This is a genomic window from Thiorhodococcus drewsii AZ1 (genome assembly GCF_000224065.1).
In the GTDB taxonomy this organism is placed as follows: Bacteria; Pseudomonadota; Gammaproteobacteria; order Chromatiales; family Chromatiaceae; genus Imhoffiella; species Imhoffiella drewsii.
Map to the genome: position 1 here is coordinate 46,865 of NZ_AFWT01000026.1, position 25,171 is coordinate 72,035.

A 25,171-nucleotide genomic window follows, 5' to 3' on the forward strand; every position below is an offset into this window, starting at 1 on the left:
GCACCGCAGACAAGCTTTTCGCGCGGTCGCTCACACCATTAGGGTACGACCGGCTGAGGCCGAGGGCGAAATCCAGAACTCAAGAGGCAAGCGAGTGACATGGCCGACGAGAAGATCGTAACCAAGAAGACGGCGGCGAAGAAGCCGGCTCCGAAAAAGACGGCAGCCAAAAAGGTAGCCGTCAGCCAAAAAGGCACCGCCTCGGCGGCGGCCAAAACAAAAGCCGTACCCAGCAAGCCAACCGCAACCAAGCCTGCAGAGCCAAAAGCCAAGAAGGCTTCGGTCAGCGCCGCTGCGAAAAAGACGACCGTCAAGAAAACCGCCGTCGCGGCCAGGACCAAGAGCGCAAGCGTTGCGGATAACACTCAGGGGCATCTCAAGCTACTGGCCAACCCCTCCGAACAACAGCGTCTGGCCATGGTTCAGGAGGCCGCCTACTACAAGGCCGAGAAACGTAATTTCGGGCCGGGTCACGAGACCGAGGATTGGGCCGAGGCAGAGCGGGAGATCGACGAACTGATCAATCGTGCAAAGACGATGACGGGGTCCTGAGATCCAGGGTTACGTGGGATCGGAGACATAACCCTCTAGGCGGAGGCGCCGCTGCAACCCATGCAGCGCGCCTCGTTCGCGGACAGTCGAACGCAGGAACGACGACTCTCGCTCAAAGACCCAATTCGTCGAGAAGATCCTGATCGACCTGCGCTTGAGCCTTGGCGGAATCCGCAGCCGGCTGACGAGGCGTGCGCTGCTCCTCCATGATGCGATCGGGATCCGACTCCATACTCTCGAAGTCATGCAGCTTGATGAAGTCGGTCTTGTCCATCGCCAACTCCATGTAGAAGACGTTGCGTCGCTCGGTCGTGAACGCGACACGGCGGGCCTGGGCACGATCGAGATTGGTATCGATACTGACCATCACTTCCTTGTTGATGGTCAGCATCTTCGGCTGATTCTGATTGATGGAAACCCGCAACTGATGCCCAACGTTGCCGGTGAAATCGCCCACGATCTGGTTCATCAACTCACCGAGCATATTCCCGACCTCGTCCGAGGTATGCAACGTCGCCAGTTCGGACTCGGGCATGCCCATGTTCATCATGTAGGCCCGATAGAGCTCCATGGCCGATTGGGAGGAGAAATTCATGATGACCAGGCCGGAAAAGCTGCCATCGAAGAGCACGAAGCAACCGATATCTGGCCGCAGACAGGTACGGGTAATCCGCTGCACCATCGGGGAGTAAACGATCTCCGTTCCCGTGGCGGTGGTCAGCACCTTTTTGACGGACCCGCACAGCATCAACAGGACGTCGTCCGTCGAGAGCGTATTTGTTTTTGCCACCTGTATCCTTCTCTTCTACAGAATGTAATTCTGGATGGGTGCCACGCCGTTCACATCCGCAAATGACGCAGGCGAAGTCCCGGAGCAATCCAGGGCGGTCGATTCTAGACGCCGCCGGAATGCGCCAGCTCATATATAGATCCTTTCCAGTTCGCCCTTAGAGCTTCGCTTCTTTGACAAAAGACGAACAGTCCCTGAATCGGACCAGGTCCCGCGACCGGGAGCACTCCTAGCCGCATCGAGCGCCCTCGATCATACCTGCTCTCGCCATAACGACTCGCAACCCTTTCGCGTCATCCGATCATGGCTGCGCTGGTCGCATCGACACCTGCCGCGTGTCCGATGGTCTGCTCTCGAAAGGCGCAAAACGGACCTGATCGTCGAAGATGGATACCACCTTTCCGCTTCTCAAGCCAGGCTCTGCTCCAGTTTAAGCCATCGTCACGTCCACGCCGGCCCAATTGTTGTAACGGATTTCGACCCGTGACGCTGTGATGACATCCACATCGCGATCCAGCATCGAGTCCCGCGTCGGAATACAAAGAGAGCACAGGATTGCGCCGCGCCACACAGCGGACAAACTATTGTTTTAATTATCACAAAATGCATCTTTGCGGCTCAATCCGCCGGATCCGGGTACAATCTTCGACCTTTCCGAGCACTGCCGCCCGACGTATCCGACGAGAGGAACACCATCGCGTCGAATCGCGGGCATCACGTCAGGATGGAGAGGAAAGTACAGCGCCTCCTTGCCTGTGCGACGGAGGCGCCAATCAGATCGTCGAAACGGAGACAGATGCTCATGCCAACACCTAATGTCGTCATCCTCAGCGCGGTGCGTTCACCCATCGGAACCTTCGGCGGCTCATTGAGCGGGATGGAACCCACCGAACTCGCCGGGATCGTCATGAAAGAGGCCGTCGCGCGCTCGGGTGCCGACCCTCAGCAACTGCAATACGTCACGGTCGGAAACTGCATCCCCACCGAGGCACGCTATCCCTACGTCGCCCGCGTCGCCTCGATCCAGGCCGGTCTGCCGATGGAATCGGTGGCCATGGCGGTCAACCGGCTGTGCGGCTCGGGTATGCAGGGAATCCTCGGCACCGCGCAGGCGATCATGACGGGCGAGTGTGAATTCGGGGTCGGCGGCGGTGTCGAGGTGATGTCGCGCGGCGCCTATCTCTCACCTTCAATGCGGTCGGGCGCGCGCATGGGCGATACCCAGATGATCGACGCCATGGTCGCCACCCTGACCGACCCTTTCGGTGTCGGCCACATGGGCGTCACCGCCGAAAACCTGGCCGAGAAATGGGGCATCGAGCGCGAGGAGCAGGATCGGTACGCGCTGGAGTCGCAGCGACGCGCCTGTGCGGCCATCGCCGAGGGACGCTTCTCCAAGCAGATCGTTCCTATCGAGGTGGAATCGCGCAAGGGCGTCATGGTCTTCGACACCGACGAACATCCACGAGCGAACGTCACCATCGAGGCGCTGGCCAAGATGCGTCCCATATTCAAAAAGGGCGGAACCGTGACCGCCGGCAACGCCTCCGGTATCAACGACGGCGCCGCCTTCCTGGTGCTGGCCGAGGCCGAGGCGGCCGAACGTGCGGGTTATCGTCCGATCGCCCGTCTGGTGTCGAGCGCCGTAGCCGGCGTACCGAACCACATCATGGGCGAGGGACCGATTCCGGCCAGCAAGAAGGCGCTGGAGCGCGCCGGGCTTTCGCTCGACCAGATGGACATCGTGGAGTCCAACGAGGCGTTCGCGGCACAGGCGATCACAGTCGCCCGAGGGCTCGAACTGGATCCAGCCAAGACCAACCCGAACGGTGGGGCCATCGCCTTGGGTCACCCGGTTGGCTGCACCGGGGCCTTCCTGGCGACCAAGGCGATCCATGAACTGGAGCGTGTCGGCGGTCGCTATGCCCTGGTCACCATGTGCATCGGCGGCGGCCAGGGGATCGCCGCCATCTTCGAACGACCCTGACCCCATCGTCATATAGAGGTCTTCAGGCACCCGTCCCATTCCGGCGGACGGGCGCCGGGCGGCGATACCGACAAACTAGCTTGTCAAACGATAGAATAAGTAGTTTTATGCTCTAGGGTCGGTATTCGCCGCCACTCACCCGGAAAACGAGTAGACATGAAACAGGCACGCAGACGCCCCTGCGCATCGTCCGAGACCAGCGTCATCGAGACCGAAATCTTGCGGCTCGCACGCGAGCGGCCAGAGCTCGGACAGGCCGGCGTCGCCAAAACGCTGCGTGGCCGCAACCTGGAGGTCTCGCCCTCCGGGGTACGCTACATCCTCCAGCGCCACGGACTGGAAACCACGTTCAAGCGGCTCCAGGCACTCGCCGAACAGTCGAGCGACGGCATCGAAGCGCTGACCGAACAGCAACGCCAATACCTCGCTCGCGGCGCACTCACCCAAAGCTTGAGCCGCCCGTCACCCTCCCAACCTCAAGACGGCGAGAGCGATGAGCCCATCGACCGCCGTCAGATCGTCCTCAACGCCGCCGCCCAGCTCTTCTCGGAGAAGGGCTACGAAGGCACCTCGATTCGCGACATCGCCGCACGCGCCGGCCTGCTGCCCGGCTCGGTCTATCACTATTACGCCTCCAAGGAAGAACTCTTCATCGAGGTCCATCGCGAGGGCATCGCCCAGGTCAAGGCGCGCATCGAGAGCGCCATCGCCCAGTCGGCCGATCCCTGGGAGCGACTGCGCATCGCCTGCGAGGTGCATTTCGCCGGCATCCTCGAAGGCGCACCGATCGACCGTATCGCCGGACGCAACCTGGCCCTCACCGGCAAGGTCGATCTGCTCAAGCGCACCACGCCCTATCGCAACGACTACGAAAACGTCTTCCGCGACCTCATCGACGCACTGCCCGCCGCGCCCGGCACGGATCGCTCGCTGTTGCGCCTATTCCTGCTCGGCGGCATGAACTGGGCCTGTCTCTGGTATCGCCCCGGCGGCATCCGCAGCCCGGAGGAAATCGCCCGCGTCATGTTCGACATGGTGCGTCACGGGGTGCAGGAATAGCCTCCTGCTCCGACGAACGGATCCGCTCCCTGTGGTTCTTTCATCCATCCGAGTCACGCCAACAGATGGGCGAACGGCTCACCAATCAAGACCCTTGCACCATGATCTTCAGAGTCAGCAAAAACGTCCGCTTCTCCCACTGCGATCCCGCCGGAATCGTCTTCTATCCGCGCTATGCCGAGCTCTGCAACGAGGTCGTCGAGGACTGGTTTCGCGACGCGCTGGGCATTAGCTTCCGCGCGCTACAGGAAGAACATCGACTCACCATCCCAGCGGTGAAACTTGAGATCGAGTATCTGGTTCCGAGCGTCTATGGAGACATGCTGGAATTCACCCTGTCCGTCGAGGCCATGGGCAACAGCTCGGTTCAGCTCGCGGTCAGCGCCTGGAACGGCGAAGAGGAGCGGGTGCGGATCCGACTCAAGATCGTCATGGTATCGCTGGAGAACCTGCGACCGATCCGCATCGACGAGGAATGGCGGGAGCGTTTCTCCCAATTCATGCGTTAGAACCCCATCGATCGGGACCCTGTTCCCGATCGATGGCGATGTCGGCGACCCGACTCAGGCGCTCGCCGCCTCCTTCAGCCAAGGCACATACATCACCGCCTCGCCCGTGATTAGGGTCTTGCCCTCGGCGTCGACACATTGGGTGCTGAGGGTGACGATGGGCTTGCGCTCGTGGATGGAGGTGATCTCGACGCTCGCGATCACCTCCATGTCCAGAAAGACGGGCGCCTTGAACTGCAGGGTCTGCCCCATGTAGATGCCACCGTTTCCCGGCAAATGCTCGCCGAGCAGGGCCGAAAAGAGGCTGCCGACCAGCGCGCCATGGACGATCCGCTGCTTGAACTGGGTCTCGGCGGCGTAGTCGGGATCCAGATGGATGGGATTGTGGTCGGTCGACAGTTCGGCAAACTGACGCACGTCGGCATCGCTGAAGCGCCGTGTGATGGTCGCCTTGTCGCCGATCTTGAGCTCACGAGCCATGTTCGTTCCTCACATGTTTGGATAGTTGGGACCGCCGCCGCCCTCGGGCGCGACCCAGGTGATGTTCTGTGCCGGATCCTTGATGTCGCAGGTCTTGCAGTGGACGCAGTTCTGGGCGTTGATCTGCAAACGCGGCCCTGCCCCATCGTCGACGATCTCATAGACCCCGGCCGGGCAATAGCGCTGCGCCGGCTCGGCGAACTCCGGCAGATTGCGTTCGACCGGAATACTCGGATCGGCCAGATGCAGATGACAGGGCTGATCCTCTTCGTGGTTGGTGTTCGACAGGAACACCGAGCTCAGTTTATCGAAACTCAGCACTCCATCCGGCTTGGGATAGTCGATCGGCGAACAGGCACTGGCCGGACGCAGCCGTGCGTCGTCCGGGGTGCGGTCGTGCAGCGTAAAGGGCAGCTTGCCGCCCACCAGATTCTGATCCAGATAGTTGAGCGCGCCACCGCCCAGGATCCCCAGGCGATGCAGCGCCGGGGCGAAGTTGCGGGTGGCGTACAACTCCTCATGGACCCAGGATCCGCGCAGACGTGCGTCGAACCCGGCCAGATCCGAACCGCCCTGGTCGCCCGCACCGATCGCCTCGACGATCTCTTCCGCTGCCAGCATGCCGGTCTTGAGCCCCGTATGCGTGCCCTTGAGCTTGGCGACGTTGAGCGTGCCGGCATCGCAGCCGACCAGCAGACCGCCGGGGAAATGCATGCGCGGCAGCGCGTTGAAGCCGCCCTTGGCGAGCGCGCGCGCGCCGTAGGCGACACGCTTGCCGCCCTTGAGATAACGCGCGATCACCGGATGCTGCTTCACACGCTGGAATTCGTCGTAGGGGCTGAGCCAGGGGTTGTCGTAGTCGAGGTCGACGATCAGGCCCACGGCGACCTGGTTGTTCTCCTGGTGATAGAGGAAGAATCCACCGTTGGTCCCGTTCTGAAGCGGCCACCCTGCTCCATGGACCACCAGTCCAGGTTCATGCAGGGCCGGATCCACATCCCACAGCTCCTTGAGCCCGATCCCGTAATGCTGCGGGTCCACCCCGGCCGCCAGGTCGTAGCGCTGCTGCAGCACCTTGCCGAGCTGACCGCGGCAGCCCTCGGCAAACACCGTGTAGCGCGCCAGCAGCTCCATGCCAGGGGTATAGCTGTCCTTGGGCTCGCCGTCGGCACCGACGCCCATGTCGCCGGTAGCGATGCCGATCACCTGCCCCTGGTCGCCGAACAGCACCTCGGTCGCGGCGAATCCGGGAAAGATCTCGACACCCAACTCCTCGGCCTGGGCCGCCAGCCAGCGACAGAGATTGCCGAGGCTGGCGATGTAGTTGCCCTCATTGTGCAGGGTGCGCGGAACCAATGCCGACGGAAGGCTCCAGGCATTCTGGTCGTCGCGCAGCAGATAGACCTGATCGCGCGTGACCGGCGTGACCAGCGGCGCGTCCCGCTCCTTCCAGTCGGGAAAGAGTTCATCGAGCGCCCGCGTCTCGATCACGGCGCCGGAGAGGATGTGCGCCCCGACCTCGGAGCCCTTCTCCACCACGCAGATGCTGAGGTCGAGCTGCCGATCGCTGGAGAGTTGCGCCAGTCGGCACGCCGTCGCCAGACCGGACGGACCGGCACCGACGATGACGACATCGAACTCCATGGATTCGCGTTCGCTCATGATGAACTCCTAGAACTGGTCGACCGTCAGGGCCATGATGCTGTCGCTGCCAGCCAGCACCGCCGCCAGGTAGGACTGGGTGCGCGGCAGCAGATGCTCGCAGTAGAAGCGCGCGGTGGTCATCTTGGCCTCAAGGAAGGAAGGATCGCCCTCGCCCGCCTCGCTCAGCGCACGCGCCTGCAGCGCCTCGCGCGCCATCAGCCAGCCGCCGCACAGATAGCCGAACAGCATCAGGAAATTGAAGCTCGCACTGCCCGCCAGATCGCGGTCGGACGCGGCCTGCTCCAGAATCCAGGCCCGCGCCTTCACGCCGTGCTCCAGGGACTGGTCCAAGGCCGCAACCAGGCTCGCATCCGGATAGCCGCTGGAACGCAGCGCCTCGGCGGTCGACTGCATCTCGTCGAGCAGCAGCTGCAGCGCCTCGCCGTTGTTGGACAGTGTCTTGCGGCCGATGAAGTCCAGCGCCTGGATGCCGGTCGTACCCTCGTAGATGGTCAGGATGCGCGCGTCCCGATAGTGCTGAGCCGCGCCGGTCTCCTCCACGTAACCCATGCCGCCGTAGACCTGGATGCCCAGCGAGGTCAGCTCCTGAGACATCTCGGTCAGCCAGCCCTTAACGATAGGCGTGAAGAGTTCCAGACGCGCAAAATGGCTCGCCTTCTCGGCCGGATCGCTCGCATAGCGGAAACGGTCGACCTCGGCGCTGGCCACCATCGCCAGTGCACGCATGGCCTCGGTCGCGCTCTTCATCGTCATCAGCATGCGGCGCACGTCCGGATACTCGATGATGGCGACGCGCGAACCGTCGCGCCGGGTGCCCTGCAAACGCTCCTGGGCGTACTGGAGGGCGCCCTGATAGGCGCGCTCGGAGATGGAAAGCCCCTGCAGACCCACCGCCTGGCGGGCATGGTTCATCATGGTGAACATGTAGGCCAGGCCCTTATTGGGCTCGCCGACCAGATAGCCGATGGCCGCGTCGAACTCCATGACGCAGGTCGGGCTGCCGTGGATGCCGAGCTTGTGCTCCAGCGACAGACAGCGCACCTGGTTGGGCGCACCGAGGTCGCCGTTCTCCTCGACCAACACCTTGGGCACGATGAAGAGCGAAATGCCCTTCACGCCAGGAGGCGCATCGGGCAGGCGCGCCAGCACCAGATGCACGATGTTCTCGGTCATCCGGTGATCACCCCAGGTGATGAAGATCTTCTGACCGCTGATACGGTAGTGATCGCCGTCCGGGATCGCCTTGCACTTGATGGCCGCGAGATCCGAACCGGCATCCGGCTCGGTCAGATTCATGGTTCCGGTCCATTCGCCGGTCGCCAGACGGGGCAGATAGAGCGCCTGGAGCGTCTCGTCGGCATGGTGGGCGATCGACTCCATCGCCCCCTGACTCAGCATGGGACAGAGCGCGAAGGCCATGTTGGCCGAATGCCAGATCTCGTTGACGGCGGTATTGAGAGCGTTGGGCAGATTCTGACCACCAACCTCCTCGGCCGCCGACAGCGAGAGCCAGCCGCTTTCGGCGAACTGACCGTAGGCCTCCTTGAACCCAGGCGTCTCCTCGACGCCCTGAGCGTCCATCCGGGCGCCCTCCTGGTCCCCTACCCGATTCAGCGGCGCCAGCACCTCCGAGCCGAGCTTGGCTGCTTCCTCAAGGATGGCGACGGCCAGATCGGCATTGACCTCGTCGAGTCCGGCAGTGGCGCAGAGCGCATCGAAATCGACCAGATGACGCAGGACGAACTCCGCGTCCCGGTAGGGGTGGACATAGCTCATTTTGGATTACCTGCTAGAGACTTTCGATCAGTTCGGGCAACGCGGTGAAGAGGTCCGCGACCAACCCGTAATCCGCGACCTGGAAGATGGGCGCATCGGGATCGTTGTTGATGGCGACGATCACCTTGGATTCCTTCATGCCGGCCAGATGCTGGATGGCCCCCGAGATGCCCACGGCGATGTAGAGCTCTGGCGCAACCACCTTGCCGGTCTGTCCCACCTGCATGTCGTTGGGGACATAGCCCGCATCGACCGCCGCGCGCGAGGCACCAACCGCCGCGCCAAGCTTGTCGGCGAGCTCGTACAGGTGCGCGAAGTTGTCCGCCGAGCCCAGACCGCGACCTCCGGAAATCACGACGCGGGCCGAGGTCAACTCAGGACGATCGGACTGCACCAACGCCTCGGAGACGAAACGGGTTCCGCTCGCCTCGAAGACCTGGGACAGGGACTCGATGGTGGCACTGCCGCCCGAGGTCTCGACCGCCTCGAAGGAGGTGGTGCGCACCGTCATCACCTTGATCGGATCCGAGGACTGGACGGTGGCGATGGCGTTGCCGGCATAGATGGGACGGCGGAAGGTGTCGGGGCCGACCACGGCCATAACGTCCGAGATCTGCTCGACCACCAGATGCGCCGCCACGCGCGGCATAAAATCCTTGCCCGTGGTGGTGGACGGGGTCAGCAGATAGCCGTAGCCCTCGGCCAGATCCGCGACCAGCCGGGAGACGTTCTCGGCCAGATGATGACCGTAGGCCGGCGCGTCCGCGACCAGAACCTTGCGCACGCCAGGGATAGCCGCCGCTTCGGCTGCGACCGACTGACAGTCGCTGCCGGCGACCAGCAGGTCGACGTCCCCACCGATCTGAGTGGCTGCCGCGAGGGCATGGAGTGTCGCGGATTTGAGCGTTTGGTTGTCGTGCTCAGCGATGACGAGAATGCTCATGTTCGATCCCCTCACAGCACTCGGGCTTGGTTCTTCAAGGCGTCGACCAGCGCCGCCACCGACTCGACCATGACACCGCCCTGGCGCTCGGCCGGCGGCTCGACCGACAGCAGTTTCAGACCGGCCGACGGCGTGACGCCGAGCGTCTCGGGACTGGTCTGGGCCAGCGGCTTGCGCTTGGCCTTCATGATGTCGGGCAGCTTGATGTAGCGCGGCTCGTTGAGCCGCAGGTCGGTGGTGACCACCGCCGGCAGTTTGAGCGCGAGGGTCTGCAGACCGCCGTCGATCTCGCGCGTCACTTCGGCCTCGTCGCCCGTAACCGTCAGCTTGGAGGCGAAGGTCGCCTGGGGATAGTCCAGCATGGCCGCCAGCATCTGACCGGTCTGATTGTTGTCGGAGTCGATCGACTGCTTGCCGAGCAGGACCAGACCGGGCTGCTCGTCGCGCACCACCTGGGCCAGCAGACGGGCGATGCTGAGCGCGCCGAGATCGGTCTCGGCGGTCTCGATCCAGATACCACGATCGGCACCCATCGCCATGGCTGCGCGGATCTGGTCCTGCACCGACTTGGGTCCGATGGAGACCACCACCACCTCGCTCGCCGCACCGGATTCCTTCAGCCGAACGGCCTCTTCGACCGCGATCTCGCAGAAGGGGTTGATGGACATCTTGACGTTGGCCAGATCCACATTGCTGTGATCCGGCTTGACGCGCACCTTGACGTTGTAGTCGATGACGCGCTTGACCGCGACCAGTACCTTCATTGTCATGATTCCTCTTTCGCCCACTGGCGCAGGATGAATTTCTGAACCTTACCCGTCGAGGTTCGCGGCAGATCCTTGAAGACGATCTTCTTCGGCACCTTGAAATGGGCCATGTTCTCGCGGCAATAACGGACGACCTCTTCCTCGGTCATCTGCGCATCCGGAATCAGGGAGATGAAGGCGCAGGGCACCTCGCCCCACTTCTCGTCGCTCATGGCGACGACCGCCACGTCCTGAATCGACGGGTGCCGGAACAGCGTCTCCTCGACCTCGATGCTGGAGATGTTCTCGCCGCCGGAGATGATGATGTCCTTGGAACGGTCCTTGATCTCGATATAGCCGTCCGGATGACACACCGCCAGGTCGCCCGAATGGAACCAGCCGCCCTGGAAGGACGCGCGGGTGGTCTTGGGATTCTTCAGATAGCCCTTCATGACCACGTTGCCGCGCATGAAGATCTCACCGATCGTCTCGCCATCGCGCGGAACCGGCTTGAGGGTCACAGGATCGCCCACCATGAGCCCCTCCTGCATCGGCACCCTCACGCCCTGGCGCGCCTTGAGCCGAGAGCGTTCCTGCATCGACTTGTCGTCCCAGTCGTCGTTCCAGGCACAGACCACGCAGGGACCGTAGGTCTCGGTGAGGCCATAGACATGGGTCACATCGAAGCCCATCTCCTCCATGCCCTGGATCACGGACGCCGGCGGCGGCGCCCCGGCGGTCATGACCTTGACGGTGTGATTCAGCCCTTCCTTCAGCTCGGCCGGCACGCCGACCAGCATGCTGAGCACGATGGGCGCGCCGCACAGATGATCGACCTTTTCCTGCTTGATCAATTCCATCAGATGCACCGCGCGCACGTGACGCACACAGACGCTGACGCCCGAGACCGCCGCAACCGTCCAGGGGAAGCACCAGCCGTTGCAATGGAACATCGGCAGCGTCCAGAGATAGACGGCCCGATTGGGCATCCCCCAGGACAGCGCGTTGCTCACCGCGTTGAGATAGGCGCCGCGATGATGATAGACCACGCCCTTGGGATCCCCGGTGGTTCCGGAGGTGTAGTTGAGACTGATGGCATTCCACTCGTCGTCCGGCCCCTTCCAGTCGAAGTCCGAGTCGCCTTCAGCGAGGAACTGCTCGTAGGTCATCTCGCCCAGCAGTTCGCCGCCCTCGAAGCTCGGATCGTCGATGTCGATGACGATCGGCCGGGTCTTCATCTGCGCCAACGCCTTGCTCACCACCGACGACATCTCGCGGTCGGTGATCAGCACATTGGATTCGGCATGTTCAAGAATGAAGGCGACGGAGGAGGCGTCGAGACGGGTGTTGATGGAGTTGAGCACCGCGCCCGACATGGGGACGCCGAAATGCGCCTCGAAATGTTCCGGCAGATTCGGGCTCATGATGGAGACGGTGTCGCCAGCCCTGACCCCGCGCCGCACCAATGCGCTGGCGAGCAGGCGAGAGCGCCGATAGGTCTCGCCCCAGGAGCGCCGCACCTCGCCGTAGACGACGGCGGTCTTGTCTGGATAGATGGATGCTGCCCGCTCGATGAACGTCAGAGGGCTTAAGGGTTCGTAGTTAGCGGCAACCTGATTCAGGTCCTGCCCGTAAATATTGTCTGACGCAGACATTGTTTAATTGAGCTCCAAATGACATGAGGGGATTGCCGTCCCTGCGGTACATCGAGACGGTTCCGGTTCTTCTTTGCATTCGAACAGCAACCTGATCGCGATCCAGCGGTGACGGATCGCGAGCCGCTTGCGTTAGGCCAGCATCCTCATGGCCTAGAAGTCGCCTCTGCAGAGGCAGCATCATCCAAGAGACCGCATGAATCGGCCTCTCCTCCTGCTCGTTTCGTCACCTGAGAAAACACGAGAATCCTTGTCGATCGGTACCTGCACGCGCCGACGCACGCCCTCATCGCTCGTATGGATCTGCTGGGGACCTATTTCAGCAAATTATCACCGAAGAACTATCTTGTCAAACGCTTGACCAACTAGTTTAAGTCCTCGAATCAGCGCCTGCTGTCACCATCGCGGACAGCAACTCGAGCGCAGGGCGGCCCCACCAATCGCCGGGACCCCAAATATTCGCTTGTCGATATATATCAACACCGATATATTTACACCCATGGACACCAAGCCACATCAGCTCTTCGCCGCCCTCGGCAACGAAACCCGACTGCGCTGTCTGATGCTGCTGGCGGCCCAGGGCGAGCTCTGCGTCTGCGAACTGACCCACGCCATCGGCACCGCCCAGCCGCACATATCCCGCCATCTGGCACAGCTGCGCGAGCTCGGGCTGGTGTTGGACCGCCGTGAGGGACTCTGGATCTACTACCGGATTCGCCCGGACCTGCCGAGCTGGGTGTCGAGCATCCTGCGGGAGACACAGAATGGGTTTGGCGAAGCCCACCCCTTCGCCGAGGACGCGCACCGCCTCGCCATGATGCCGAACCGACCATCCGCGCCGCGCTGCGCCTGAAACGCCAGCGATACACCAGCAAGCGCTCGGGGAACACGCATGCCTACAGCAACCAAAACCGTCCTGGTCCTCTGCACCGGCAACGCCTGCCGCTCGCAAATGGCCGAGGTCATCCTCAATCACGACCTAGTGGGCCAGGTCCACGCCCTCTCGGCCGGAACCCGTCCCCAGCCCAAGGTCGCGGACGGCGCCATCGCGGCGCTGGCGGATGCGGGACTGCCGACCGAAGGGCTCCATCCGAAAGACATTGATGCCGTTCTCGACGCGCCGATCGATCTGGTCGTCACCGTCTGCGACAAGGCCAACGAGAGCTGCCCCCTCTTTCCGCGCCCTGCCCCGCGCATCCATCTGCCCTTCCACGATCCGCACGGCGAGTCGCTGGACTCCTTCATCGAAGTGCGCGACGCCATCCGCGCCCGACTGGTCCCGGCCGTGATCGAGGCGCTGGGTCTCAACTCGACCGAGTCGGAGTAGCGCATGTCCGTTCAGTGCGACATCTCTACCAAACGCGCATCCGGTGCGCCCATGAGCGTCTTCGAGCGCTGGCTGACCCTCTGGGTCGGGCTCTGCATCCTGGTCGGCATCGGATTGGGACAATGGATACCGACACCGTTCCAGTTTCTCGGACGACTGGAGATCGCCCAGGTCAACCTCCCCGTGGGCCTGCTCATCTGGGTGATGATCATCCCCATGCTGATGAAGGTCGACTTCGGCGCACTGCATCAGGTCCGCTCGCACTGGAAGGGCATCGGCGTCACCCTTTTCGTCAACTGGGCGGTCAAGCCCTTCTCGATGGCCCTGCTGGCCTGGATCTTCATCCGAGGACTCTTCGCGCCCTGGCTGCCAGCCGAACAGCTCGATCCCTACGTCGCCGGTCTCATCCTGCTCGCCGCCGCGCCCTGCACGGCGATGGTCTTCGTCTGGAGCCGGCTCACCGGCGGCGATCCCTATTTCACCCTGTCGCAGGTCGCGCTCAACGACACCATCATGGTGTTCGCCTTCGCACCCATCGTCGGGCTGCTGCTCGGACTGTCCGCGATCGTCGTACCCTGGAACACCCTGCTGACCTCGGTCGTGCTCTATATCCTCATCCCGGTGATCCTGGCCCAGATCTGGCGCCATCGGCTACTCGCCCAGGGCCAGGCGCGCTTCGACGCCACCCTCGATCGCCTCGGCCATGCCTCGATCCTCGCCTTGCTCGCGACCCTGGTGCTGCTGTTCGCCTTCCAAGGCGAGGCCATCATCGAGCAACCCCTGATCATCCTGCTGCTGGCCGTGCCCATCCTGATCCAGGTCTTCTTCAACTCGACCCTGGCCTACTGGCTCAACCGCGCCGTCGGCGAGCAGCACAGCGTCGCCTGTCCCTCAGCCCTCATCGGGGCCTCCAACTTCTTCGAGCTGGCGGTCGCGGCGGCCATCTCGCTGTTCGGCTTCGAGTCCGGTGCGGCACTCGCGACCGTGGTCGGCGTCCTGATAGAGGTACCGGTGATGCTGCTGGTGGTGCGGCTGGTCAACCGAACCCAGGGCTGGTACGAACAGGGTCGCGCGGTGTCCGGCCATGTTTGAGTCCCTCGGAAATCTGATCGCCTTCCAGCTGCTGCGACTCGGCCCCGAGTCGCACCTGGGTGCAGCCGTCCAGTTCTTCGTCATGGACCTGACCAAGATCTTCGCCCTGCTGGTCATCGTCATCTATGTCATGGGGCTACTGCGCGCCATGCTCTCGCCCGAACGGGTGCGCGCCTTCGTGCGCGGCCGACCCGACTGGCAGGCGCGCGGGATGGCGGTCACGCTCGGCGCAGTCACGCCCTTCTGCTCCTGCTCCTCGGTGCCGCTCTTCATCGGCTTCGTCGAGGCCGGCATCCCGCTCGGCGTGACCTTCTCCTTCCTGATCGCCAGCCCGATGATCAACGAGGTCGCCGCCGTGATTCTGGTCGGCGTGCTCGGCTGGAAGCTGGCGGCGCTCTACGTCCTGGCCGGACTGCTGGTCGCCTGGTTCGGCGGCATCGCCATGCAGGCGTTCCACCCCGAACGCTGGGTCGAGGACTATGTCTGGAAGATCCGAATGGGCGAGACTGGAGCGATCGAAACCGACCGCAGCCTGCTCGGTCGCCATCGCTATGCGCTCGGTGAGGTTCGGGAGATCGTCGGACGCATCTGGATCTGGGTGCTGATCGGTATCGCGGTCGGCGCACTCTTCCACGGCTTTGTCCCCGCCGACTGGGTGACGACCCATCTAGGCGGTGACGATTGGTACAGCGTTCCGCTGGCCGTGCTGCTGGGCGTACCGCTCTATTCCAACGCCACCGGCATCATCCCGGTGGCCGAGGCGATGCTGACCAAAGGGGTCGCGATCGGCACAACCCTAGCCCTGATGATGAGCGTCGCCGCGCTCTCGCTCCCCGAGATGCTGATTCTGCGCAAGGTCATCCGCTGGCCGGCACTCGCCCTGTTCGCCGGCGTGCTGGCCGTCGCCTTCACGCTCGTCGGCTGGACATTCAATCTGATCGCTTGAGGTATCGAACATGAAGACATTCAAGGTGTTGGGCGGCGGCTGCCGCAACTGTGAGGTCACCGCCGACCTCATCTCTCAGGCAGCCAAGGAGGCCGGCGTCGAGATCCAGCTCGACAAGGTCACGGATATGGCCGAGATCCTCGGCCATGGCGTCATGTCCACGCCCGGCGTGGTGCTGGACGGCAAGGTCGTGCACGCCGGCGGCATCCCTGGACCGGATCAGGTGCGGGAGTGGGTCAAGGGCTGAGCATCCCACCGAGCCCGTCGCGCACGGAATGCGCGGGCCCGATGGCGCGGAGACCGCCCCCTAGCCCCGGCCGGTGACAAGCGCCGCCGCTCGCGATAGATTCGAATCGATCGACAACACCAATCCCGATCGAAGAGGCGCGAGCAACCGGCCAAGATGAAGATCCTCCATGCATTCTGGCTCCCGGAGCCAAACGAGACCTTTATACAGGACGGCGCCCTGTGGCTGTGGACGGAGACCCTGCCGCAAGGCCGCTCCGCTCGCGCCCGAGACCAATCCACCCACCCCTTTCAATTGCCGGACGCCGCCTGGCCAGGTCTGCTGGACGAGCTGGGCCTGGCGCCCAAGTCGACACGCGGCGCGCCTGCGCTGACCTCCCACAGCCTTTGGCTGCCGAGCACGGCGGATAGCCCGCTGCCCTCACCCCAGCTCGCCAAGTCCTGGCCGGAAGCGATCGAGACCGACTCGGCCGATCTGAGGCCGTGGAAGGTCGACGCCTTTCGCCTCGACCAACCCATCAAGCAGCTTTCCGACATCCATTTCCTCGCCTTCTATCAGGCCAAGGGGCTCGAACCGGGAAGCGATTTCCTCTTCTGGTATTGGCTGACCCAGAACCTCAAGCGTCTGCTGATGCGCGACCAGTATCTGCCGGCGCTCGTCTATCACCAGCCGCCGACGCCCAAAGGCAAGCGCAAGACACCGCCCTACGAGATTCATGGCGCCTGGGAGTGGGCCTCGGGCGACTACGAACGACTCATCGCCGATGCCGCCGAGCGCATGCCAGCAGCCTGCGCCGCAGGCATGGAAGGATTAGCCGAGCCCGAGTCGCTGCTGCGCCATGTCAGCGAGGTGCTGCTCGATCGCGTGCTGCGCGGTATCCCGATCCCCGCGAGCGTCTCCAAGCGGTTCCAAGGCACGCTGCTGGACGCCTGTCTTACGCGGGTGCCGACGGCGAACCCCTGGCACACGCCAGGCACCGGACTGGACCGCTACCAGCAATGGCGCCAGTGGCGCCAACGCATCCTGGGCAACGGGCGCGATGCCGCCTTCACCCTCGGCTTCCGGCTGGTCGAGCCGCTGGGCGCGTCGGAGGACGACTGGACGCTCGAATTCGTCGCCGTGCCCAAGGACGACCCCTCGCAACGCCTGCCGCTCGCCGACTATTGGTCGCTCTCCGCCGCCGAGCGCACATCCGCCCGCCGCCAGCTCGGCGCCGACTTCGAAACGCAGGCGTTACTCGATCTGGGACTCGCCGCCCGCATGCTGCCCAGTCTCTGGGAGGGATTGGACACCGCGACGCCGCAGTCCGTGACGCTCGACCTGGACGCCGCCTTCCGTTTCCTCAAGGAGGATGCCTGGATCCTGGAGGATGCCGGCTTCAAGGTCATCGTCCCCGCCTGGTGGACCCCCAAGGGACGGCGCCGGGTGCGCATCCGGCTGCGTTCCAACCCACAGCGGGAGAAGGCGTCGGGCAGCGCGGCCGGGACCGGCATCCTCAGCCTCGACAACCTGATCCAATACCGCTACCAGCTCGCCATCGGCGACGAAACGGTGAGCGAGGAGGAATGGGAGCAACTGGTCGCCGCCAAGACCCCATTGGTGCATTTCCGGGGTCAATGGGTCGAGCTGGATCGCGACCAGATGCAGGAGATGCTCGCCTTCTGGCGCGAGCACGGCCGGGAGAGCGCCGAGATGGATCTCCAGTCGCTGCTCCAGCACACCGCCACCGACGAACTCTTCGAGGTCGACCGCGACGACGCACTGGCTGAGATGCTCGAAGGACTGCGCAACCGCAGCAGCCTGGAGCCGATCGCCGATCTGCCCGACCTGAACGCCGAGCTGCGCGAGTACCAGAAGCGCGGCGTCGCCTGGGTCGAGCTTCTGGAACGCGTGGGGCTCAACGGCTGTCTGGCCGACGACATGGGGCTCGGCAAGACGATCCAGGTCATCGCCCGGCTGGTGCAGGAGCGCGAAGCGGGCGACCCGCCCTCCCCGACCCTGCTGATCGCCCCGACCTCGGTCATCGGCAACTGGCGCAAGGAGGTCGAGCGCTTCGCCCCGCAACTGCCGGTGCTGATCCACCATGGCCCCGAGCGGGCGGGCGACACCAAGACCTTCAAGCAGGCGGTGGCGGACCAGGCGCTGGTCGTCACCTCCTATGCCCTGGCGCGCCGCGATCAGGCCATCCTCGCCGCGGTCGACTGGCACCGGGTGGCGCTCGACGAGGCCCAGAACATCAAAAACCCCAAGGCGGCCCAGACCAAGGCCATCGGCAAGCTGCGCGCCACCCACCGACTCGCCCTCACCGGCACCCCGGTCGAGAACCGGCTGATGGATCTCTGGTCCATCTTCAACTTCCTCAATCCCGGCTACCTCGACACCCAGGCGCGCTTTCGCAAACGCTTCGAGCTGCCGGTGCAGCGCGACCAGGATCCGGTCCAGACCGCCACGCTCAAGCGGCTGGTCGAGCCCTTCATCCTGCGCCGGCTCAAGACCGACACATCCATCATCCACGACCTGCCAGACAAGGTCGAGGCGATCCAGTACTGCAACCTGGGCCGCGAGCAGGCCGCGCTCTACGAGGGCGTGGTGCGCGAGGTCGAGCGCGACCTGGAGGAGAAGGAAGGCATCGAGCGCCAGGGACTCATGCTCTCCACGCTGATGAGGCTCAAGCAGATCTGCAACCACCCGGCCCAGTTCCTCCAGGATGGCAGCCCCTTCAGCCCCGAGCGTTCGCACAAACTGCAGCGGCTCCAGGAGATGCTCGAGGAGGTCATGGCCGAGGGCGACAGCGTGCTCATCTTCACCCAGTTCACCGAGGTCGCTGCCGCGCTCGAGCGTCTGGTGCGCCAGGAATGGCGCTTCAACAGCTTCTATCTGCACGGCGGCACCTCGCGCAAACGCCGCGAGGAGATGATCGCCGCCTTCCAGGATCCGGCGACCGAACCCTCCGTCTTCGTGCTCTCGCTCAAGGCCGGCGGTGTCGGTATCACCCTGACCAAGGCCAACCACGTCTTCCATTTCGACCGCTGGTGGAACCCGGCGGTGGAGGACCAGGCCAGCGACCGCGCCTACCGTATCGGCCAGGAAAAAAGCGTCTTCGTGCACAAGATGGTCACCCTGGGCACCCTGGAGGAGCGGATCGACGAGATGATCCGCGCCAAGCAGGCACTCGCCGGCGCCATCGTCGGCAACGACGAGTCCTGGCTCGCCCAGCTCGACAACGAGCGCTTCAAGGCGCTCATCCAGCTCAATCGCGACGCGGTGATGGACTGACCAATGGCGACACACGGCAAGACCTGGTGGGGACAGCGCTTCATCTCGGCCCTGGAGGGCTGCATGGACGCCGGGCGTCTGCAGCGCGGACGCGGCTACAGCGGCGACAGCCGCATCCTCGACTTCGGCATCGAGAAGGCATTGGTGAAGGCGACGGTGCGGGGCAACGTCAATCCCTATTTCGGCGTCTACAAGGAACCCCAGTACAAGACCCAGATCCGTCTGACACCCATCCCGGACCAGGACTGGGACAAGGCCATCGCCAAGATCGGCGCCAATGCCGCCCTGGTCTCACAGCTGCTCATGGGCCAGATGCCGGACCGCATCGACCAGGTGTTCGCCGGCATGCACCTGCACCTGCTGCCCCTCAGCCGCAACGACTTCGCCCTGACCCAATGCTCCTGCCCCGACTATGCCAATCCCTGCAAGCACATCGCCGGGGTCTACTACCGTCTGGCCGGCATGCTGGACGGCGATCCATTCCTACTGTTCGAGCTGAGAGGGTTGTCGCGCGAGCGGCTGCACCACTCCCTCAGCGAGACCCCGCTGGGCCGGGCACTGGTCTCGGTCATGGACGAACGCGAAGAGAGGATCGAGCCCGCCGACTCCTTCTTCAACCGGCCGCAGACCGCCGAGTCGGCGCCGGACTATCGTGACTTCTGGAACGGCCGAAAACGTCTGCCAACCGAGATCGAGCCGGCCACCCCGCCAGTCGTATCGGGGATTCTGGTGAGAAAGGCGGGGGATTTTCCGGGGTTCTGGGACCGGGAGAATTCGTTCGTTGAGGTGATGGAGGAGTTCTATGAACGTATTCGAGGGAAGAGCAAAAAGCTGCTGTAGTCAGGGTCGGCCAGAGGCCCTTGGCTTTCCCGCCAAGCTCACGTAGCTTCTCCGCTCGAAATGCCCCTTTATGTGTGGTGACACAAGGAGCCGCCGCGGACCATGACGGACGAGAACAATCCCTTCTATCGCAACGACAGCTGGACGCTGGAAGACGCCTTCGGCATCGGCCGCGTCGGCGATCAGGTGGCACGGATGGCGCTGGAGGTCGAACCACCCTTCACCATCGGAGTGACCGGAAAATGGGGTTCCGGCAAGACCAGCGTCATGCGCCGCGCCTTCGTGACGCTCGGCGGCAAGCCGATCGAACAGGCCCTGATGTTTTCGGATATCCCGAACAAGGAGGAGAACGACGAGGCATGGACTGCTTGGCGATGCACGAACGAAGGGCGTGGAAGCGAGCTGGGCTGGCCGGTACCGACCAAGAAGCTGGCGGATCAGACGCTCTGCATCTGGTACTCCCCTTGGCAGCACCAGAACGAGGGAAATCCGCTCGTTCCTCTGATCCGCGAGATCCAGGCGCAAGCCACCGCTTGGCTGAAGTTCAAGCAGGTGGCGGGCACGATCAATCGTCAAGTCGGCTTGGCTGTCGCAAAGATTCTCGAACATCTCGCGGATGCGGCTGCAACCCTCTATCTCGGCAAGCCGACACAGTTGGCCCGAGGGCTGACGGATGCCGTACGCCAGGGCTGGCAGGCGGGCGACGAAGGTCTCACCGCGCTGAGCGACGGCCAGCGTTTCCATCTGCTGTTCGAGGATGCCGTCGAGCAGATCCTCAAGGCCCGATGCGCGGACTCCGGCATCGAAGAAGAACTGGCGCAGAAGGCCCGGCTACTGATCTTCGTCGACGATCTCGACCGCTGCGAGGGAGAGGCGATCGTCCGCTTGCTGGAGATCATCAAGCTCTATCTCGGCACCCGCCGCTGCGTCTTCGTCCTCGGACTGGACGACAGCGCCGTCCTCGATGCACTGCGCAAGCATCGCGGTGACTCCGAAGAGGGCAATCGCGAGTATCTGGAAAAACTGTTTCAGGCGATGGTCGCCATCCCGCTGCCGGCCCAGACAGGCGTTTGTCAGGGGATCCAGGACCAACTGAAAACCCACGGCATTCCTCGCCGATCTTCGCCAACGGCACCTGCCGCTGAACAGGAGGCGACCGAGCAGGCCCTCATCGAGCTGGCGGCCAATATCGAGCTTCTGCTGGAACCCAATCCGCGCAAGATCAAGAATTTCGTCAACAGTCTTTGCGCCGCTTGGGCGATGCACGACTGCCAGACCTGGATCGGCGCCAGCGATGAATTTGAATTCGGCGACGAAGCCCATCGATTCACCCTGCTGCAATACCTCCGACATTACCACCGTCCGGTCTGGCGTCTACTCGAGCGGCAGCCCGAGGCGATCCGGTCGTTGAACGATGTGCTCTGTGGCGCGGAAGGTCTTGAGCCGATGTCGGCAGCCGAACTGAGCGGGAACGACGATCAGGCCCTGCTGCGAGAGATCTTCTTTCGCGCCTTCAGCCATGTCTTGAGGACGAAGGATCCCGACGCCAAGGACAAGCACGGCACCGAGTCCTTGGATGAAGTCGTCAAGCGCTTCAACGAACGCCGCGACCGCAAGCGCTCCGACGACAATTTTCGCGTCTTGTTCGCCAAGCTATTCGAGCAAGGACAAACGATCGATCCGCGCCATATCTATCTCGTTACCGGCGATGAAGCCCTTCCAGAGGCGACCACCCAGGCGAGCGACCCAGCCCCGGATACCGGTCCGACCGCATGAGCACACTGCACACCATTGCCGAGAGGAACGCCCGGGTCAGCGCCAGGGGCGAATACGCGCGCTGGCTGGCACGCCGTTTCGGCGACCTGGATCTGCTCCTGACCAAGGAGGGTGAGGACCGTGTCCACTTGCGCGACATCTATGTCCCCGTCCGTCTCGACACCGAGGACCGGGGTGATGAATCGATAGGTGACGCCGAGGGCCTGAAGGAGGAGCAGCCACCCGGCCGCGACGCGCGAGAGCTGATCGCCGAGCTGCCGCTGGTGGCGATCTCCGGTCGCCCGGGCAGCGGCAAGACGACACTGGTCCAGGCCATCGTCGGCGAACTGGTCAGCGAGCGGTCCAGCGAGTTTCGACGCCGTCTGGTCGGGCAGCGTGGCATTCTGCCAGTGCCTTTGATCCTGCGCGACTACCAGAACGAACTGCCTAGCGTTCAGTGCCTCGACGACCTGCTCGAACACTGGTGGCGCCAAGCGAGCCGGGAGGCGGCGGACAAGGGTTACCGGCTGGATATCCAGCGCTTGCGCCAGAGTTACGCAACGGACGGCGACCGATTGCCACTCTTCCTGCTATTCGACGGGATCGACGAGGTCGGCGGACTAGAGCCTCGCCGTCATCTGCTCGAACTGGCGCTTTCAGCGGTCGAGGCAGGTCATCGAGTAGTCCTCACCGGGCGCCCAACCGGCTTTCAGGACTTGCCGATAGGATCGATGCAGTGGGTCGAACCGGAAGAAGATCTGATGCAGGCAGAGGCATCAGAACCAGAATCAATGGACCCGTTAGTGTCGAGCGAGCCGGAAGAAGCAACCAACGCAAGTCCAGTTGCCCCAAGCGATGAGCCTGCACCAAGGCTTGACACCCTGCTGCGCGACATCCGAAATCGAACGATCCGTGCCCGAGACAAGCTGACCCTATCAGACTCCGTATCGGTGACGGTCACTCGCCAGCTCCGCCTCCACCATATCCAACCCTTCGTCTGGCCGCAGATTCGTGCCTTCATCGAGCGATTCTTTCTGATCCGCGACGAGTGGCGGGCGGAGCGGGAGCGCTTCCTGGCCGACTTCGAATCGGCCCTGTCCGACGCGCAGCGCGGCTATCTGCTGACGCTGGCCCGGCGGCCCATCTTCCTGACCCTGATGGCCCTGGTTCACGCCAACGACCGACGCATGCCCCATGGCCGCGCGGACCTCTATCGGCGCATCATCGATCTCTATCTGGTCCGCCAGAATCAGCAGCGCCGGTTGCGCTGGAGCTGCAAAGGCGGCGAGATGCCCCATTGGGACGAGCGCGAGGTGCGCCGAGCGCTGGGCTATCTCGCCTGGCGCAGCCAGCATCGGGGAGCCAAGGCCAAAGGGGCAAATAATGAACGGGATCGGCGCCAGGTCGTGTGGACAGGCAGCGAATTGCTGGCCGAGCTGCAGATCTTGCTCAGCCCCGAGAATGCAGCCGGTGGCGGCTTCAGGGAGATTCGTCCGGAGGATGCCGAGGACCTGCTCGGCTATTTCCTCCACCCGACCGGGCTACTGGTCGAGCCGGCCGAGGACCGCTTCCAGTTCGCCCATCTAAGCTTTCAGGAATATCTTTGCGCCGAATACATCCACGGCCGGGCGCTGGCGCTCGGTAGCCGACGCTTTCTCGACGGGATCCAGGACCTGCTCTATGCGAACCTCGGACTGCCCGGTTGGGACGAGGTCGGGCTGCTGCTGCTCTGTATCCACGCCAATCAAGGCCCCCAGACCGAGCGCACCGCGCACCTGGAGCTACTGACCGAGCTGGATCCGGCCGAGCTTCCCCAGGCGCGCCTGCTGATCGCGGCCCTCACCGGTCAGGAGCTGGACTTCGACGAGGCTGAGCGATTGCGGTGGCTGCCGCTCGCCGCTGCGACTGCTTTGGTGTATCCAAACGAAAGGCTGGCAAAAGGTTTCTCCCGTGTCACACCATGGTCTGGACCGGGGTTAGAACTGCTTCAGGGGCTTTTCGCCGCAACGGATCCGCTCGAATGGCTTCGGGTGCAATCCCGGGCGGCCTCCCCGGGAGGCATGTCCGAGCATGACTGGGCAGCGCATAGCTTGAACGGAAAGATGTTGGCGCTCTGGCAACAACCGCCGAATGTATTGAGCACTTTATTCGGTGTTGCCGAGGGTCATGCCTACGCCTTACTCCTATTGGCTAACCAAAGCGGTTGGGGAGCGGCCACGCCTGCTAGGGGAGAGGATCCCGCCCCGATGGATACAGTATTAGAATCCGTGATGACAGAATGGTTGGAGCAATTAGCTACGGAGGACTCGGGTCTCCTGTACCGGCGTGGGGTGGTCGATGAGATTCCAAGCTTGCCCGGGGTGATGGCTTCCACTCTGGAACTGCAGCGCTTACTGCTGCCGACTGGATCCCTGTGGCTTGCTTTCCTGGCTCGTGTACCGCTCGATGCTTGGATCTTGCAAGGTGAATTGCTTGATCGTTTTAGTTTCCTTTTCGGTCAAGTTGCGAATGTGTACGGTCGTTATCCGCGCGAGCGTCCGCCCGCTGCTACGAGGCTTGCGCTCACGCTCTATCAGGCATTGCGGGCTTGTGAGGCGATGATTGATGGTTCGTCCTCTACTGAGTTTGTTCGGTCGCGGTTATTAGCGCTGGGCTTGTCGTTATCGCCAATTCTAGAACTGTCTTTGGACCGGTTGCAGCAACTATCACAGTCGTTGCCTGCATCTCCGTCTCCGGTGCGGTCATTTCCACTGTCATTATCACTGAATTGGTCTATGTCAAAACCGTCACCGTCGCATCTATCGGTATCTTTGTCGTTGGAACCTACAAGAAATATGGCAGCGTCGCTAGCAAAGATTGAGGTTTTATCCCAACCTATGCGGGAGTTTCTGGCCAATGCGGCGATTCGCGCCGAGTCACTGGCGGAAGGACAGACCACTACCCTTGCTGTGGCACTGGAGACTTTTGGCTATCGCTTCGCCGCCCTCGACTGGTTCGAGGAACAGGCAGAGGACCCGAACCTGATGTTGCGACGCGGTCTGCGGCCGGGGGAGCCCTTGCCTCGCGATCTGGGGCTCTTCGACGACACCGGACGCCCCTTGAATCCGTTCCCGAGGACCGCGTTGCTCCGGCTGCGCGACTGGCTGGACGACGACGACCGTATCCTTCACTGGGTCTTCCCGGACGGTCTGCCAGAGGCGGAGGAGCGCGACCTGCGCGAGCAGCTCCACATCCTCCACCACGCCGAGCAGCCGGATGGCAGCCGAGGTCAGCCCTGGTCCCCGATCGCCGCGCTCGATGCAGTGCTCGCCGACTGGCCCGAAGACCAGCCGACTCGCGAGGTCAGCCTCGCCGCCGTGGAACGTGACTTGATGCCCGTACTCGAAGCGCTTTTCCCCGATGCCTGAACTGGCATTGATCGTATACCCGTTTCATACGAATTTTCGGCTCAGGCTCCCTCGTTAACCGTCTGCCCGCCATGGTAATCTCCAGGCATGAACGACTACCGACTGAGCGATGAAGAGCT

Annotated in this window: 20 protein-coding genes; 13 read left to right on the forward strand and 7 right to left on the reverse strand. The window is 63.3% G+C overall.

Annotation, left to right across the window (positions count from 1 at the left end; all coding sequences use genetic code 11):
• Window positions 1-99 precede the first annotated feature (99 nt).
• Window positions 100-552 (forward strand): DUF2934 domain-containing protein, encoded by a 453-nt coding sequence (locus THIDRDRAFT_RS26535; RefSeq protein WP_007041989.1) that lies wholly within the window; start codon window positions 100-102, stop codon window positions 550-552.
• A gap of 112 nt (window positions 553-664) precedes the next feature.
• On the opposite strand, the gene THIDRDRAFT_RS16325 is transcribed toward THIDRDRAFT_RS26535, so the two are convergent.
• Entirely contained in the window at window positions 665-1,342 is a 678-nt protein-coding gene (locus THIDRDRAFT_RS16325; RefSeq protein ID WP_007041990.1) for a DUF3334 family protein, read from the reverse strand.
• A gap of 802 nt (window positions 1,343-2,144) precedes the next feature.
• Between THIDRDRAFT_RS16325 and THIDRDRAFT_RS16330 the strand changes: the two genes are divergently transcribed.
• From THIDRDRAFT_RS16330 to THIDRDRAFT_RS16340, 3 genes are all read left to right on the forward strand, one after another.
• Window positions 2,145-3,329 (forward strand): acetyl-CoA C-acyltransferase family protein, encoded by a 1,185-nt coding sequence (locus tag THIDRDRAFT_RS16330; protein ID WP_007041991.1) that lies wholly within the window; start codon window positions 2,145-2,147, stop codon window positions 3,327-3,329.
• Window positions 3,330-3,485: 156 nt separating this feature from the next.
• Complete coding sequence (locus tag THIDRDRAFT_RS16335; RefSeq protein ID WP_007041992.1) at window positions 3,486-4,388, forward strand: TetR/AcrR family transcriptional regulator; 903 nt, start codon at window positions 3,486-3,488, stop codon at window positions 4,386-4,388.
• A 65-nt stretch (window positions 4,389-4,453) separates the two neighbouring features.
• On the forward strand, window positions 4,454-4,897 hold the full coding sequence (locus tag THIDRDRAFT_RS16340) for an acyl-CoA thioesterase (protein WP_007041993.1): 444 nt from the start codon (window positions 4,454-4,456) through the stop codon (window positions 4,895-4,897).
• A gap of 54 nt (window positions 4,898-4,951) precedes the next feature.
• Here THIDRDRAFT_RS16340 and THIDRDRAFT_RS16345 read toward each other — a convergent pair whose 3' ends face one another.
• The 6 genes from THIDRDRAFT_RS16345 to THIDRDRAFT_RS16370 are packed head-to-tail and all read right to left on the reverse strand — an operon-like array spanning window position 4,952 to window position 12,162.
• Window positions 4,952-5,377 (reverse strand): MaoC family dehydratase, encoded by a 426-nt coding sequence (locus THIDRDRAFT_RS16345; RefSeq protein ID WP_007041994.1) that lies wholly within the window; start codon window positions 5,375-5,377, stop codon window positions 4,952-4,954.
• Between the two features lie 9 nt (window positions 5,378-5,386).
• Window positions 5,387-7,039: an electron transfer flavoprotein-ubiquinone oxidoreductase gene (locus THIDRDRAFT_RS16350; RefSeq protein ID WP_007041995.1), complete on the reverse strand. Its 1,653-nt coding sequence runs from the start codon at window positions 7,037-7,039 to the stop codon at window positions 5,387-5,389.
• A 9-nt stretch (window positions 7,040-7,048) separates the two neighbouring features.
• Window positions 7,049-8,818: an acyl-CoA dehydrogenase C-terminal domain-containing protein gene (locus tag THIDRDRAFT_RS16355; RefSeq protein WP_007041996.1), complete on the reverse strand. Its 1,770-nt coding sequence runs from the start codon at window positions 8,816-8,818 to the stop codon at window positions 7,049-7,051.
• Window positions 8,819-8,831: 13 nt separating this feature from the next.
• Window positions 8,832-9,761 carry an electron transfer flavoprotein subunit alpha/FixB family protein gene (locus tag THIDRDRAFT_RS16360; RefSeq protein ID WP_007041997.1) on the reverse strand — a complete coding sequence of 310 codons (930 nt, stop codon included), beginning with the start codon at window positions 9,759-9,761 and terminating at the stop codon, window positions 8,832-8,834.
• Between the two features lie 11 nt (window positions 9,762-9,772).
• The gene (locus tag THIDRDRAFT_RS16365; protein WP_007041998.1) at window positions 9,773-10,525 is read right to left on the reverse strand and encodes an electron transfer flavoprotein subunit beta/FixA family protein; all 753 of its coding nucleotides are present in this window, start codon (window positions 10,523-10,525) and stop codon (window positions 9,773-9,775) included.
• Window positions 10,526-10,527: 2 nt separating this feature from the next.
• Window positions 10,528-12,162 (reverse strand): acyl-CoA synthetase, encoded by a 1,635-nt coding sequence (locus THIDRDRAFT_RS16370; protein ID WP_007041999.1) that lies wholly within the window; start codon window positions 12,160-12,162, stop codon window positions 10,528-10,530.
• A gap of 499 nt (window positions 12,163-12,661) precedes the next feature.
• On the opposite strand from THIDRDRAFT_RS16370, the gene THIDRDRAFT_RS16375 reads away from it, so the two are divergent.
• From THIDRDRAFT_RS16375 to THIDRDRAFT_RS16415, 9 genes are all read left to right on the forward strand, one after another.
• The gene (locus THIDRDRAFT_RS16375) at window positions 12,662-13,015 is read left to right on the forward strand and encodes a metalloregulator ArsR/SmtB family transcription factor (RefSeq protein ID WP_007042000.1); all 354 of its coding nucleotides are present in this window, start codon (window positions 12,662-12,664) and stop codon (window positions 13,013-13,015) included.
• 39 nt (window positions 13,016-13,054) lie between these two features.
• Window positions 13,055-13,489 carry an arsenate reductase ArsC gene (locus THIDRDRAFT_RS16380; protein WP_007042001.1) on the forward strand — a complete coding sequence of 145 codons (435 nt, stop codon included), beginning with the start codon at window positions 13,055-13,057 and terminating at the stop codon, window positions 13,487-13,489.
• A 3-nt stretch (window positions 13,490-13,492) separates the two neighbouring features.
• Complete coding sequence (gene arsB / locus THIDRDRAFT_RS16385) at window positions 13,493-14,581, forward strand: ACR3 family arsenite efflux transporter (protein ID WP_007042002.1); 1,089 nt, start codon at window positions 13,493-13,495, stop codon at window positions 14,579-14,581.
• Window positions 14,574-15,527: a permease gene (locus tag THIDRDRAFT_RS16390; RefSeq protein WP_007042003.1), complete on the forward strand. Its 954-nt coding sequence runs from the start codon at window positions 14,574-14,576 to the stop codon at window positions 15,525-15,527. The genes arsB and THIDRDRAFT_RS16390 overlap by 8 nt, the downstream gene beginning before the upstream one ends.
• A gap of 10 nt (window positions 15,528-15,537) precedes the next feature.
• Window positions 15,538-15,774: a thioredoxin family protein gene (locus THIDRDRAFT_RS16395; RefSeq protein ID WP_007042004.1), complete on the forward strand. Its 237-nt coding sequence runs from the start codon at window positions 15,538-15,540 to the stop codon at window positions 15,772-15,774.
• A gap of 156 nt (window positions 15,775-15,930) precedes the next feature.
• The gene (locus THIDRDRAFT_RS16400) at window positions 15,931-19,050 is read left to right on the forward strand and encodes a DEAD/DEAH box helicase (RefSeq protein ID WP_007042005.1); all 3,120 of its coding nucleotides are present in this window, start codon (window positions 15,931-15,933) and stop codon (window positions 19,048-19,050) included.
• Window positions 19,051-19,053: 3 nt separating this feature from the next.
• On the forward strand, window positions 19,054-19,890 hold the full coding sequence (locus tag THIDRDRAFT_RS16405; protein ID WP_007042006.1) for an SWIM zinc finger family protein: 837 nt from the start codon (window positions 19,054-19,056) through the stop codon (window positions 19,888-19,890).
• A gap of 102 nt (window positions 19,891-19,992) precedes the next feature.
• On the forward strand, window positions 19,993-21,666 hold the full coding sequence (locus tag THIDRDRAFT_RS16410) for a KAP family P-loop NTPase fold protein (protein WP_007042007.1): 1,674 nt from the start codon (window positions 19,993-19,995) through the stop codon (window positions 21,664-21,666).
• Window positions 21,663-25,052 (forward strand): NACHT domain-containing protein, encoded by a 3,390-nt coding sequence (locus THIDRDRAFT_RS16415; RefSeq protein WP_007042008.1) that lies wholly within the window; start codon window positions 21,663-21,665, stop codon window positions 25,050-25,052. The genes THIDRDRAFT_RS16410 and THIDRDRAFT_RS16415 overlap by 4 nt, the downstream gene beginning before the upstream one ends.
• Window positions 25,053-25,171 lie beyond the last annotated feature (119 nt).

Excerpts from the sequence above, each read along its gene's own strand:
- arsB (WP_007042002.1), top strand. The coding sequence starts at position 13,493 with ATGTCCGTTCAGTGCGACATCTCTACCAAACGCGCATCCGGTGCGCCC.
- THIDRDRAFT_RS16415 (WP_007042008.1), top strand. The coding sequence starts at position 21,663 with ATGAGCACACTGCACACCATTGCCGAGAGGAACGCCCGGGTCAGCGCC.
- THIDRDRAFT_RS16410 (WP_007042007.1), top strand. The coding sequence starts at position 19,993 with ATGACGGACGAGAACAATCCCTTCTATCGCAACGACAGCTGGACGCTG.
- THIDRDRAFT_RS16370 (WP_007041999.1), bottom strand. The coding sequence starts at position 12,162 with ATGTCTGCGTCAGACAATATTTACGGGCAGGACCTGAATCAGGTTGCC.
- THIDRDRAFT_RS16350 (WP_007041995.1), bottom strand. The coding sequence starts at position 7,039 with ATGAGCGAACGCGAATCCATGGAGTTCGATGTCGTCATCGTCGGTGCC.
- THIDRDRAFT_RS16380 (WP_007042001.1), top strand. The coding sequence starts at position 13,055 with ATGCCTACAGCAACCAAAACCGTCCTGGTCCTCTGCACCGGCAACGCC.
- THIDRDRAFT_RS16360 (WP_007041997.1), bottom strand. The coding sequence starts at position 9,761 with ATGAGCATTCTCGTCATCGCTGAGCACGACAACCAAACGCTCAAATCC.
- THIDRDRAFT_RS16345 (WP_007041994.1), bottom strand. The coding sequence starts at position 5,377 with ATGGCTCGTGAGCTCAAGATCGGCGACAAGGCGACCATCACACGGCGC.
- THIDRDRAFT_RS16365 (WP_007041998.1), bottom strand. The coding sequence starts at position 10,525 with ATGAAGGTACTGGTCGCGGTCAAGCGCGTCATCGACTACAACGTCAAG.
- THIDRDRAFT_RS16335 (WP_007041992.1), top strand. The coding sequence starts at position 3,486 with ATGAAACAGGCACGCAGACGCCCCTGCGCATCGTCCGAGACCAGCGTC.
- THIDRDRAFT_RS16355 (WP_007041996.1), bottom strand. The coding sequence starts at position 8,818 with ATGAGCTATGTCCACCCCTACCGGGACGCGGAGTTCGTCCTGCGTCAT.
- THIDRDRAFT_RS16405 (WP_007042006.1), top strand. The coding sequence starts at position 19,054 with ATGGCGACACACGGCAAGACCTGGTGGGGACAGCGCTTCATCTCGGCC.
- THIDRDRAFT_RS16340 (WP_007041993.1), top strand. The coding sequence starts at position 4,454 with ATGGGCGAACGGCTCACCAATCAAGACCCTTGCACCATGATCTTCAGA.
- THIDRDRAFT_RS16375 (WP_007042000.1), top strand. The coding sequence starts at position 12,662 with ATGGACACCAAGCCACATCAGCTCTTCGCCGCCCTCGGCAACGAAACC.
- THIDRDRAFT_RS26535 (WP_007041989.1), top strand. The coding sequence starts at position 100 with ATGGCCGACGAGAAGATCGTAACCAAGAAGACGGCGGCGAAGAAGCCG.
- THIDRDRAFT_RS16390 (WP_007042003.1), top strand. The coding sequence starts at position 14,574 with ATGTTTGAGTCCCTCGGAAATCTGATCGCCTTCCAGCTGCTGCGACTC.
- THIDRDRAFT_RS16330 (WP_007041991.1), top strand. The coding sequence starts at position 2,145 with ATGCCAACACCTAATGTCGTCATCCTCAGCGCGGTGCGTTCACCCATC.
- THIDRDRAFT_RS16400 (WP_007042005.1), top strand. The coding sequence starts at position 15,931 with ATGAAGATCCTCCATGCATTCTGGCTCCCGGAGCCAAACGAGACCTTT.
- THIDRDRAFT_RS16395 (WP_007042004.1), top strand. The coding sequence starts at position 15,538 with ATGAAGACATTCAAGGTGTTGGGCGGCGGCTGCCGCAACTGTGAGGTC.